This window comes from Micromonospora sp. WMMD730 (genome assembly GCF_049178955.1).
In the GTDB taxonomy this organism is placed as follows: Bacteria; Actinomycetota; Actinomycetes; order Mycobacteriales; family Micromonosporaceae; genus Micromonospora; species Micromonospora wenchangensis.
Genome location: NZ_JBMHML010000002.1, coordinates 4,481,519 through 4,494,204 on the forward strand (window position 1 = coordinate 4,481,519; position 12,686 = coordinate 4,494,204).

At 70.0% G+C, this 12,686-nt stretch carries 7 protein-coding genes and 1 pseudogene; 1 reads left to right on the forward strand and 7 read right to left on the reverse strand.

What is annotated here, in order from left to right; genetic code table 11:
- The first annotated feature begins 29 nt into the window (after positions 1 to 29).
- Positions 30 to 3,410 (forward strand): CHAT domain-containing protein, encoded by a 3,381-nt coding sequence (locus ACN265_RS19200; RefSeq protein WP_421408817.1) that lies wholly within the window; start codon positions 30 to 32, stop codon positions 3,408 to 3,410.
- 108 nt (positions 3,411 to 3,518) lie between these two features.
- Here the strand turns inward: ACN265_RS19200 and ACN265_RS19205 are convergent, their stop codons facing one another.
- The 7 genes and pseudogenes from ACN265_RS19205 to ACN265_RS19235 form a co-directional block, all read right to left on the reverse strand.
- The gene (locus ACN265_RS19205) at positions 3,519 to 4,070 is read right to left on the reverse strand and encodes a hypothetical protein (protein WP_421408818.1); all 552 of its coding nucleotides are present in this window, start codon (positions 4,068 to 4,070) and stop codon (positions 3,519 to 3,521) included.
- Positions 4,071 to 4,160: 90 nt separating this feature from the next.
- A complete protein-coding gene (locus ACN265_RS19210) occupies positions 4,161 to 4,598 on the reverse strand; it encodes a hypothetical protein (RefSeq protein ID WP_421408819.1) in 438 nt (145 codons plus the stop codon).
- Between the two features lie 328 nt (positions 4,599 to 4,926).
- Complete coding sequence (locus ACN265_RS19215; RefSeq protein ID WP_421408820.1) at positions 4,927 to 5,307, reverse strand: hypothetical protein; 381 nt, start codon at positions 5,305 to 5,307, stop codon at positions 4,927 to 4,929.
- Positions 5,308 to 5,590: 283 nt separating this feature from the next.
- A complete protein-coding gene (locus tag ACN265_RS19220) occupies positions 5,591 to 9,814 on the reverse strand; it encodes an FG-GAP-like repeat-containing protein (protein ID WP_421408821.1) in 4,224 nt (1,407 codons plus the stop codon).
- A gap of 848 nt (positions 9,815 to 10,662) precedes the next feature.
- Positions 10,663 to 11,439: pseudogene (gene tsaD, locus ACN265_RS19225) on the reverse strand (tRNA (adenosine(37)-N6)-threonylcarbamoyltransferase complex transferase subunit TsaD); the annotation flags it as partial.
- A 3-nt stretch (positions 11,440 to 11,442) separates the two neighbouring features.
- Entirely contained in the window at positions 11,443 to 11,991 is a 549-nt protein-coding gene (gene def / locus ACN265_RS19230) for a peptide deformylase (protein WP_421408822.1), read from the reverse strand.
- A 9-nt stretch (positions 11,992 to 12,000) separates the two neighbouring features.
- A complete protein-coding gene (locus ACN265_RS19235; RefSeq protein ID WP_421408823.1) occupies positions 12,001 to 12,630 on the reverse strand; it encodes a CGNR zinc finger domain-containing protein in 630 nt (209 codons plus the stop codon).
- Positions 12,631 to 12,686: the final 56 nt, after the last annotated feature.

The window sequence follows — 12,686 nt, forward strand, 5'->3', positions numbered from 1 at the left end:
ACCAGTACCTCGACCAGGTCCGGAGGGGCGTGCGGACGGCCGCTGAGCAGCAGCTGCGGCTGACCGCGATGGCACCGCGGCCCCAGGTCCACCTGTTCGTCGAGGGTCTGCGTCAGCCCTACGTCGGTTGTGTCGAGGCGCGGGCCTTCGCCAGCGGCACGGACGCGGCGACGGCGATCGGCGCGTTGGGCTTCGCTGCGGCGGCGCTGCCCGCCAGTCACCTGTTGGTGGTGTGGGAGCAGGTTGATCTGATGGCCGCGTTGGGGGAACCGTTGGTGGACGGCAGCTCCCTGGTCGTCCTGGAAGCCACGGCCGGCGACCACAGCCTGGCCTGGTATCCCCTCCCCGCAGTCGTCGGAACCGGCATCGGGTCGCCGATGCGGCGGCAGGCGGCTCGGGCGCGGCACCGGGCCCCGCTGCCCGCGCCGATCGACACCCTGCTGGCCACTTGGCGGAGCATCCACCCGCCAGATTTCGCCACGACCATGGCGACGTTCGCCGAACATGGGTACGCGTTCACGGCGGCAACGTCGCCGCCGCGAGTGACCCACAGGCCGGAGGACGCTCTCGACATCGCCCGATCTGCCATGGGTGAGGCGCTCGCCACGTTAGCGCCGGATTCGGTGGATCAGGCCTGCCGGGCGGTGCGCGACGCCCTGGCCGTGATGCCGGACCACGATCCCCGTCGGGGGCTCTACCTGGTCGACCTCAGCCAACTTCTGCAACAGCGCTACGAGCACGGTGGTGACCTCGCCGACGTGACCGCCGCCGTTCGCGCGGCACGGCAGGCCGGCAGTTACCCGGCCGGCGACACGCCGGCGCGACGGCTGGACGCGCTGGGGACCGCACTGCGCATCTGGTACGAGGCGACCGGTGACCGCGCAAGTCTCGACGAGTCGATCGCAGCGTCTGCGGCGGCGGTCGACGTGCTGCCCGACCACGACGACAATGCCGCGACGTGCCTGGTCAACCTCGCCACCGTCCGGCACGTCCGGTTCCGTGCCACCGGCGACGTCGACGACCTCGACCAGGCCATCTCAGACGGCCGTCGCGCCCTCGGACGGTTGCGGCCCGACGACCGGCGCTGGGCACAGGCAGCGATGATGTTGTGCAACTTCCTGGAGGGCCGGTACGCGCTCACCGGCGTTCTCGCCGTCCTCGACGAGGCGATCACGTTCGGCCGGGCCGCCGCGACTGCCTCCCGAGGTGTCGGTTGGATGCTCGCCGCCTACCACGCGAACCTCGCCCGGACGCTGGACGCCCGGTACCGGCGCACCGGCGAACTCCAGCTGCTACATGAGGCCATCGACGCGGGACGCACGGCAGTGGCGGCGGTTCCGCCTGTTCACCCCGAACACGCGCGTTACCAGCTGGTGTTGTCGGAGTCGCTACATGCGCTGTTCGACCGCACCGGGAACCTGGTGGACCTCGACGCCGCCTTCGAGGCCGCACACGAGGCCACGGCGGCGGTGCCCGCCGGCCATCCGCTCCGACTCAACCATGTGGCGAGCCTTGCCTTGCTACAGACGCAGCGCAGTCGCCTTACCACTGACACATCCGAACTGGACGGCGCAGTCGGACTGCTGCGTGAGGCCCTGTCCGAGGCCCCGTCCGAGCATCCGCAGCGGCCAACGGCCCAAGCGGTGCTCGCCGACGCGCTGCGGCTGCGCGCCGAGCAGACCGGTGACACGACGGCACTCAACGAGGCCGTCGACCGGGCCCGTCTGGCCCTGGACTCCCTGCCCCCCGACCATCCCCGCCGCAGCACGCTGCTGAGCATCCTCGCGCACGCCCTCGACGCACGGCGCACCGTCACCGCCGACGAGAGGGACTTCACCGAGGCGATCGACGTGCTGCGGACGGCGGCGGCGCACCGGACGGCGGCAGTGGGCCCACGACTCGACGCCGCCCGAGCGTGGGGCGACATCGCGGTCGCCGCCGGCCGAACCGACCTGGCCGCGCAGGGCTTGGAGACCGCAGTCAGGCTGCTGCCGCTGCGCGCCACGCGGGGCCTGCACCGTACCGACGCGCAGTACTGGCTCGGTCGCCTTGCCGGCCTGGCTCGGGACGCGGCTGCGCTCGCGGTGGCCGGCGGGTCCCCGCAGCGCGCGGTCGAACTACTCGAACTGGGCCGTACCGTGCTGACCTCACAGGCGTTGGACGGCCGAACCGACCTGGCCGAACTACGTGCGCACGACCCGGCGCTGGCCGACCGTTTCGACCTGCTCAGCGCGAGGATCGAGAGTGGGGGCGAGCATGCAGCCGAGGACCGTCGGAGGTTGGCCGACGAACTCGACGCGGTGGTGACCCGGATCCGCGCGTCGCCCGGACTCGATCGCTTCCTCCTACCGCCGGTGGCCGCCGACCTCACCGCCGGGGCTACCGCAGGGCCGATCGTGCTCGTCAACGTCAGCCCACACCGCTGCGACGCTCTCATCGTCACCCCGGACGGAATACGGGCGTTGCCGCTGCCCGACCTCACCTATGACCGACTCACCGAGATGGTGGCGCGGTTCCTCACAGCGGTCCGTGACGATGTCCCCTCGATGTTCCGCACCCGGCAGGAACGCGGCGACACGATCATCACCGACACCCTGGCGTGGCTGTGGGATGCCGTTGCCGGCCCCGTTCTCGATGCGCTCGCTCCGGCACCGGACGACCGGCTGTGGTGGGTGCCGACCGGTCCGCTCACCCTCCTGCCGCTGCACGCGGCAGGACACCCGCACGGGCCGTCGGTGCTGGACCAGTGCATCCCGTCGTACACACCGTCGATCCGGGCGCTGATCCACGCCCGCGCCGCCGGCACGTCCACGGAACCCGGACGGACGCTGGTGGTCGGCATGCCCAACACCCCAGGCGAGACGGACCTGCCCGCAGCACTGCGCGAGGCCGCCCTCGTCGCGGAGCAGGCACCCCAGGCCCGCACCCTGATCGGCCCGCAGGCGGTCTCCGCCGCGGTGATCGAGGCCATGGAGAACAGCACCTGGGCGCACTTCGCCTGCCATGCCACCACCGCAGCGAACCCCTCGGACAGTCGGCTACTCCTGCACGACCACGTCACCGAGCCACTGACCGCTACGGGGATCTCCCGGCTGCGCCTGCGGTCGGCGTCACTGGCCTACCTGTCGGCCTGCGACACCGCCGTCACCACCACCGACCTCGCCGACGAGGTCATCCACATCGCATCCGCGTTCCACTTGGCCGGCTACCCACGTGTCATCGGCACCCTGTGGAACGTCAGGGACGAGGCGGCAGCATCGATCGCCCACGACGTGTACGCCGCACTCACCGCCGGTCAGGCGGATCCGAGCCGCGCCGCCCGCGCCCTACGGCAGGCGGTCGCCCGACTACGCGACGAGCACCCGGACCGGCCATCCCGGTGGGCCAGCCATGTGCATCTCGGGCTGTAGGGCGGCGACACCGGCTGTAGGGCCGTCGTGCGCCACTGCCGCGGTCCACGACTGTCGCCGTGGACCGCGACGGGCGTCGCAGGCCCGCTTACGCCGGGTGGACCCGCGTCACTTCTTGAATGCGATGGACCAATTGATCTGGTAGCCGGATCCCTGCAGGTCGAGGACGGTGCGTTCCAGATCCCCGCAGGGCCCACGCCACGTGTCGATCAGCGCTTCGATGGGTGCGTGCAGTTTGACATTGTCGTGGCGGGTCGGCTTTCCCCAGATCACGATAATTCCCGCATCGTCTCGGGCTACCTCGAACGGCAGCCACAGCATGGTGTGACCATCGGATCGGACGTCGACGACCGACAGGCCATGGACCGGTTGACGATTCGGCATCTCCAGCGCCAGTCGTAGGTCGACCTCTTCCCAGACCACGAACAGCCTGGTCGCGGCCAGCGCGGACGGCAGGCGGCCAAGGTCGGCGACCGCGGTGGCCGCGTCGGCTCCCCGGTAGAACGGCCGGGTGGCGATGTAACCGATGTACTGGTACGGCTCGTCCATGTCCTCGGCCACGATGTGCACCTGCGGCCGAGGCACCTGCCCGGTCTTCTGGATGTGCGCTTCGCTCTCGTCGAGGATCGCATTCATTGCTTCACTGGCAACGTCGGGCATCAGTCCATTATGGACCGTCGTCGTATTCATGCCAGCGGACGGCCCGGCCGCTTCGCCCCGGGCATCAGCGGCCGGCGCTCCCCCTCCCGGTCAGGTCCGCTTGCGGCTCGCGATCTGGTCAGAGAGTTGCTGCACACGGGCAGGGTCCGCGTCCCGGGCAAGAGCGACGTAGTGGTCCATGACCGCCGGCCGGTAACGCACGGGCAACGTCTGCCCCGGGGCGAGTCGGGCAAACTCGGTGAGCGTGAGGTCTTCGTCTGCGACACCGCGGAACGAGATGCCCTCGGCGGTCTCCACGTCGAACATCAGGACCACGCGAGGATTGCTGTTCACCTCCCGCCAGTCCACGAGAACACCGAGCGCAAGCACCCCCGTACGCAATTCCGCACTGCGCTTGCGCGCATCACTGCTCAGGAGCGGGTTCGGGGCGACGCCCGGGAAGTCAGGCCCGACGCCCAGCGACTCCCGACTCAGGTCAGGCCTGAGCTGCGCCACCATAGCGTCAAGCTTCTTCTTCCGACCGAACATCCTGACCCCTCCCTCACCAGTGCCGGGATCTCGGCCTGACGCCTCGCCACCATCGCGATCATACGTCGCCAGTCATCCCCTCCGACCCAGGCGTCCCAGCGGTTTCAGGAGCATCCCCTCGAACAACGACCACTGGGCATCCGAAAGCAACTGACAAGCGACCACTTGTACAGGCCGATCCGGCCTGGTTTCGAGTTGGCCACCGGATTCGCCGGCGCCGATTACGTCAACTGGGGCGTAGGCGTAATCGACAACTACGGCCCAAACACCAAGACCTGGAATGATCCGGGGCCTCGGTGCACAACTACACAAGGGCAGATGCATCACGTCAAGTGGTCCGGGATGCGTTGTGGCGGACGTGCTGTACGGCAGCGTGGCCACCCTGCACGACGGCACGATCTGCTACTCGCATAGGCCCACGGCGAGCGCCTGCCTCGGCAGTGTTGCCGCGCCACACCTCCGGTGCATCCCCTGCGGCTGTGACCAGGTTCCGGCCCACGGCGAACAACGCGTCACCGATGATCCGCCCCGCCGCAGCGCAGTGGACATAGGCATCCCAGTCACCGCTGTGCTGCTTGCTCCGGTCCTCGAAGGGGTCGTACCCGAACAGCCACACGCTCACCTGACGCAACCAGGCAGCGGGACTGATCAGACCCGCAAGCGGATCGATCTTCCACGTCTCCACGGCAGTCGCGTAGTTGAGCGACATCAACTTGTTCGTCAGCTCCGCAACGTCGGCGAAAGCAGGCCGGGGCGCAACGGGCCAGAGGTCGGGACGACCGGTGCTGAGGGTCGACCACATCGCGACCGGGTCCTGCGCACCCGGTGGGTGCGGTCGAGCCGACCTGCCGATTCCGCATCCGCGCTGGGGTGATCGACCACCGACGGCATCACGGGTGAACCGCTGGCAGTCGGGCCTGATCGTCGACCCGTCGACGCCCGACGGGGCGTCGCTCCTCATCGACGATCAGGCCCAATTTCCGCCCCGGAACCTAGCGGCGCAGCCAGGCCCGGACAGCGCTGTCGGCGCCGACGATCAGGTAGTCGGCCCGGCGGTCACCGTTCAGGTCGGCGAGGCGGACCTGGTCGCCGGAGGCACCGATGCCGGTGGCGATCTCCCCCTCGAGGGTCCACCCGCCGGCGGGATCGTTCAGCCAGGCCCGCAGCCGGCCCGCCTCGTCGACGGCCAGGTAGTCGGCGCGGCGGTCACCGTTGACGTCGGCGAAGCGGACCTCGGCGTCGGTGACCCCCACCCCGGTGGCGATCTGGCCGAGATCGCCCCAGGGTGCTCCGGATCCGCCGCGGTTGTTGTGCCAGGCCCGTACCCGGCCTGCGGCATCGACCACCAGGTAGTCGGCCTTGCGGTCACCGTCCACGTCGGCGAAGCGCACCTGCGAACCGGCGACGCCCACCCCGGCCGCGATCTCGCCCGCGGAGTTCCAGACCCATCGGCCGTTGCCGTCCTTCCCGCCGTTGAGCCAGGCCCGGACCCGGCTGGAGTCGTCCACGACCAGGTAGTCGACGCGGCCGTCACCGTTGACGTCGGCCAGCCGCACCCGGTCACCGGTCGACCCCACGCCGGGTGCGGCGATGCCCTGGTAGGTCCAGCCCCAGTTCTGGTCGCCGTCCCGGCCGGCGTTCAGCCACGCCGCGATCCGACCGGTCTCATTCACCACCAGGTAGTCCTCGCGGGCGTCGCCGTCCAGGTCGGCGAACCGTACCTGGGCCCCGGGCACGCCCGCACCGGGAGCGACCGTTCCCTGCCACGCCCATCGGTCGACGCCGCTGAACCGGTCGTTGAACCAGGCGGTGATCACCCCGTTCTCCCGGATCGTCAGGTAATCGGCCCGGCCGTCCCCGTTGATCTCGGCCACGGCGACCCCGGACCGGGCCACTCCGACACCGGAGGCGATCTCACCCTGGTACTTCCATCCGCCGACGCGGGTGGCGAAATCGTTGAGCCAGGCCTTGATCCGACCGTTGTCGTCGATGAGGAGGTAGTCGTCACGGCCGTCGGCGTTGAGGTCCTTGAACACCAGCGCGTCCCGGGTGGCTCCGGCGGCGGCGGCGACCTGTCCCTGACCGATCCAGGCCGACCCCGTGCCGCCCCGGTTGTTGAACCAGGCCGTGACCGTGCCCTGGTCGTCGACCACGAGGTAGTCGTCGCGGCCGTCACCGTCCAGGTCGGCGAAGCGCACCCGGTCACGGGTGGCGCCGACGCCGGTGGCGACGACGCCCGCCCCGGTCCAGCGTGACCCGGTGTCGGGCTGGTAGTCGTTGATCCACGCGCTGACCCGCCCGGCGTCGTCGACCACCAGGTAGTCGGCCTTGTGGTCGCCGTTGAGGTCGGCGAAGCGCACCTGGTCGCGGGTCGCGCCCACTCCCGAGGCGACGACGCCGGCGTACTTCCAGCCCCAGCCGTTCGGTCCCGGAGCGTTCAGCCAGCCCGAGACCTGGCCTCCGGCGTCGACCACGAGGTAATCGTCGCGGCCGTCACCGTCCAGGTCGGCCAGCCGTACGTGGTCCCGGCTCACTCCGACGCCCGAGGCCACCACGCCGGCCCAGTCCCAGCCGTCGTCGCCACCATCGCCCGGCGACGGCGTCTCGGCGGCACACGCCTTCGGGGTGCCGGACACCGTGGCCGGCGGGGCGATCCAGCGCTCGCTCAGCGCGTCGCCGATCGCCGCTCGCCACGCGGCGGCCATCTTGCCGAAGCCGGCGGCGTTCGGGTGGAGGTTGTCGGTCATGTCGGCGGCGGTGACGGCGGACATGTCGACCGTCCGTACGTACTTTCCCTGCGCGCGCAGGTTCGCGACGATCCCCGGGATCTGCCGGTTGTAGTTCTGCACCCGCTCGTTGACGGCCGGGTCCTTGGACAGGATCAGGGTCGCCACCAGCACGGTGGTCTCCGGGGCCTGGTCGAGCACGTCCTCGATCAGCCCGCGCAGGCGCTGCGGGGCTCCCTCGGCACCGTCGGAGCTGCGCATGTCGTTGGTGCCGATGTGCAGGGTCACCACGTTCGGGCGGTAGGACGGGATCGAACAGCTCGTCGCCAGCTTGTCGATCTGGTCGATCCGCCAGCCGGGGTGACCCTCGTGGTCGGGGTCGGCGAAGTCGCCCTGGCGCATGGAGCCGACGAAGTCGAGTGAGGTCGTCACCGACTGCAGGGAGTCGAACAGTTCGCGCCGGTACCCGTTGTTCCCCGCCGCGCCGACGCCGTAGGTGATGGAGTCGCCCAGCGGCATCAACCGGAGGTCGGTGCTGGGATCGGAGCGCGGCGGCAGCCGGGTGGGGCGCGGCAGCGGGTCACGGTCCGGCGGGATCGTCGGCCCCGGGCCCGGCGCCGGGCTGCGCGGACCGATGCGCCAGCGTTGGGAGTGGCTGTCGTCGCAGACGGCGGCGATAGCCGGGGCCTCGGCCCGGTCCGAGGCCTCCAGGCACAGGTGGGTGGCCTCGTTGCGGAACGTCACCTCGGTCGGGAGGTCCGGGTCGTCTGGTTGGGAGTCGGCGATGTACTCCACCCGCCAGCGGTGCCCCTCGCCGTCGTTGGTGGTTCCCGGGTCGTCGCAGCGGTAGACCACCGCCTGCTTGGGCTGCGCGTCGTCGTCGCTGCGGTAGACGTCGAGGCAGTCCTGGGTGGCGTGTTCGGGCCGCAGCCGGACCAGGTTGTCCGCCGGGTCCACGGCCTCGAGCCGCCAGCGCTGGTTGCTGACGTCACGGGGCGGATAGGTGATCACGGGAGCGTCGTCCCCCGACAGCCCCCGGTAGACGTCGAGGTAGCTGCCGGAGGTTACGGACTGGATCGTCTGGTTGGTGACCGTCGTCTCCCACTGGCTCTCGGGGATGCGGGCGGCGACCTCCCAGATCCGCTGCGGCCTCTTGTCCGGGTCGCAGTACTCGGTGACCATCGGCTGCCCCTCGAGCTCGGGCATGCTCAGGCAGGCGTCCGGGTAGGAGACGTTTCGCCACATGGCCGGGCCGCCCTCCGCCGGCGGGTCCTCGATCGCCCACCGGGCCCCCGGGTCGTCACAGTCCAACGGCAGCACCGGGTTCAGCGTCCGGTCCTCCAGCGGCTTCTCCATGCCCACGCACTGTTTCGTGCGGCGGTTGCGCAGGACGTTCCAGAAGTCCTCGGCGAGCAGGTGCTCGAACACCTGGTTCTCGTTGTTCTGCCGTCGGTAGGCGACGAAGGTGCCGTTGGCGGTCTGATCCAGGAACTCGCCGTGATCGCTGCGGATCAGCACCGGGTTGACGTGGATCGGCCGGACCGGTGCCGGCGGGATGGGTACCGTGTTGTAAAAGACCGGGCGGTGGTCCGACCGCGGTGTTTCGGGCGACCAGGCGACGAAGAGCAGGCCGGGAACGTTGCTGACCGCGAAGTCGAGTTCGGTCCGGCTACCCGTGCCGGAGTCGACGTGGGTCCACTGTCCGGTGCGGAAGATGTTCTCGTTCGGCTCGAGGTGCAGGCTCAGGTCCCGCGCCTCCTGGGTGGTGCGGTTGATGATGTTGACGTTGTAGTCACCAGCCATCACGAAAGACTGCCCAGGCCCCATTCGGGCCCGCGCCCGGGCCAGCAGGTCCTGCACGTCACTGCCGCGCGCGTGGACGTTGAAGTACCAGACGTTGCCGAACCGGAGCCCCAGCAGCGGCCGGAAGCGGTAGGCGTTCGGGTCGCCCGTAACGGGATCCGCCCGGAAGCGGGGGTTCTCGACGACCACCACCTCGTCGGCGGGCTGGTCGGTGATCGTGACGAGGTTGACCCGGCCACCCTCCCAGAGCACCTCGTTGGTGCTCTCGATCCATTGGGGATCCGTCTGGAAAAAGTAGACGTGGTGCCGTGGGCCGCGAAAGGAGCCCTGCGGGGCCCACTGGGAGTGCTGCACGTACTGGACGCCGCGGGGCACGCTCGGCCGCCGGATCGGTATGTCCTCCACTTCCTCGTTGAAAGGATTAGGAATGCTCGGTCCGGCCTCCTGGATCATGACCACCGGGAAGCGAGCCGCCATGTCAGCGACCTGGTGGCCCCACCGGATGCCGTTGTCGCTGCCCTGCATGTTGTAGCTGACGAAGGGCGACAGGCCGTTGGGGTCGACGGCATGTGCCGGCGCGCCACCGCCGATCGCCACGACGAGGCCGGCGAGCAGGGCGGCGAGCAGCCCAGCCGCCAGACTGCGACGGGACGCCCCGTACAGCCGGCCGGTTCGGACCGGCCTCAATGGATGGTGGGACGACGACATAAGGCCTCCGCCTGCCGGGCCGATCACGGACGGCCACCCGGTCGGCGCTCCCGCGTCGTCAGCGGTAAGACAGGCGGAGTGACCGGCAGGGTTCACTGCCGCCGGAGAGTGTAGCGCTCATCGCATGGTCAGACCGACCGGCAAGGGCCGGCTCAGCGGCTGAAGCGGGCCACGGCGACCGGGACGTCCGCCGATCCCGTCGCCGGGACCGGGCGAGGCGGGGTGAGTGTGTCAACCTGAACAGGGTGGTGCAGCAGACCCCTGGAACGACAAAGCCTCCTGGGTATGGGTCCGACGCCATTGACCACCCACCGCTCGTCACCGTCAACGACTTCGAACTGGTCCAACAGACCATGGCCGCCAGCGGCCGAGGCCGCACCGGCACCCGACAGTGAAGGGTCCGCCGCCCCTACATCCTCCGCGGACTCATGCTCTGCGGCTGTGCGGACGCAAGATGCAAAGCCACCAGGCGCACGAGAGCGCCTACTACCGGTGTCGCTACCCCAACGAACCCGCACTCGACAACTGGCTCCTCAAAGCAGTCGCCCCGCACCGGCTCACCGACACGATCCACCGAATTCACGCCGCTCAACCCCACACCGGAACCAGCAACGTCGCTCCAGAGATCACTGCCGCGAACAAGACCATTGCCGCCTGCGACGCCAAACTCGCCCAGCACCACGCCATCGCCGACGCCGGAGGCGACCCCGCCACCGTCGCCGCCTGGATCGCCGAGGTCAACGCCCGACGCGCCACCGCCCTCGCCCAACGCGCCACGGCAACGGCAGCCCAACCACCCGCTCCCCGCCGCCTCACCGAGGACACATCCGACACCTCGTCGGCAGCTTCGACAGGGTGTCCGCGGCGGCCTCCTGGAAGGAGGCGGCCACGTCGGCCACGGGTACGGGCTGGTCGGCGTGCTTCTCGATCCAGCGGGCGACGGCGGTTTTGAGGCCGGAGAAGGAGAATTGGTAGGGCGGGTCGTGGGGGCTGGTCATGGGGCGGGGGAAGGTGATGGCGTCGGGGTTGCCGTCGCGGGCGACGCGGTCGATGGCGGGTCCGCCGGGGTAGGGCAGTCCGAGGAGGCGGGCGACTTTGTCGAAGGCTTCGCCGGCGGCGTCGTCGACGGTGTCACCAAGGTGGATGACGGGGTCGCGGGCGAGGTCGCCGAGTAGGAGGAGTGAGGTGTGTCCGCCGGAGACGATGAGTGCGACGCAGCGGCGGGGTAGGGGCCCGTGTTCGAGGGTGTCGACGGCGGCGTGGCCGGCGAGGTGGTGAACGCCGTAGAGGGGTACGCCGAGGCTGAGGGCGTATGCCTTGCCTGCAGCGAGGCCTACCTGCACGGCGGTGGCGAGGCCGGGGCCTGCGGTGGCGGCGACGGCGTCGATGTCGCCGAAGCTGATCCCGGCGCGGTCGAGGGCGTGCCGGACCATGGGGGTGACGGCGTGCAGGTGGGCACGGGCGGCAATTTCGGGTACGACGCCGCCGAAGCGGGCGTGTTCGTCCATGCTGGTGGCGAGGGCGTCGCCGAGCAGGACGCCGTCGGCGACGATGCCGACGCCGGTCTCGTCGCAGGAGGTTTCGATGCCGAGGACGACCGGCATCGGTCAGGCGTCCTGCGCCGTGCCGGCGCCGACGCCGGGGTGTTCGGCGCTGGCGGCGAGGATCTGTTTGCGGAGTTTGGTGGGAAGCCGGTCGACGTAGGCGAGGCCGTCGAGGTGGTCGACCTCGTGTTGGAAGCAGCGGGCGAGGGTGCCGGTGCCGTCCAGCCGGATCTTTTGGCCTTGGACGTCGAAGCCGGTCACGGTGGCGGTGGCGCAGCGGGCCAGGTCGGCGTGTTGGCCGGGCACGGAAAGGCAGCCCTCGGAGTCGGTCACCAACTCGCGTTGCTCCGGTAGGTGCAGAACCGGGTTGATGACGGCGGCGACGGTGTGGGTACCGGTGGCGTCGGGGCAGTCGACGACGAAGATCCGCGCGTCCACACCGATCTGGTTGGCGGCCAGACCGACGCCGTGGGCGGCGTACATGCTGGCGAACATGTCGGCGACGAGCTGGGCGAGGGCGTCGTCGAAGTCGGTCACCTCGACACAGCGGCGATGCAGCACAGGGGTGCCGTAACGGGTGATCGGGCGCGGAGTGCCGGTCGAGGTCTGCACAGTTGCCTATCATAGGCAATTGCCAACTCTTGGCAGTATGGGTTCTCCTGCTGGGTGATCCTGTTGGCTGTGCACGGGGTCTGGTCGGGCGACGGTCGGAGGGTGGGTGGCGCGGCGTCTGGCGCGGTGGGCCCGGACGTGGTTGCGGGTGGCGCACCGCTCGGAGCAGAACCGGCGGCATCGGTTGCTGCTGTCGTCGAGGAACACGCTGTGGCATCGGGGTTCCGCGCAGACGCCCAGCCGGTTGATGCCCCGTTCACACAGCCACACAGTGAATCCCCACAGGGCGGCGGCAAGGTACTCGGCTGCAGGGGTGCCGGACGCGGCGACATGGATATGCCAGTCGACCGCGCAGGTACCGGAGATCATCAGCCGGACCCGATGACGGGTCAGCAGGCCGTTGAGCCGGTCGATCGCCTCCTGCTCATGGCCGGCTGCCACGGTCTGGAACACCTCGCGCAGTCGGTGCCCCGCCACTCGCAGTGTGTGCAGGTCGGCTTCCGTGACGACGTCGCGGAGCAGAGGCTGGCCCGCCAGCAGTGCCTGTGCGTCCGTGCGGTCTTCGAGTTGTGTGTTGGCAAGTGCTGTTGCGCGGAGGGCCAGCGAGTAGCTGTCGGTCAGGCCGCCGCGGTTGCCCACGCCGGTGCGGTGAGCGCGTGCCGGATGCTCGGGTCCGACCGACACCGGGGAGGGGG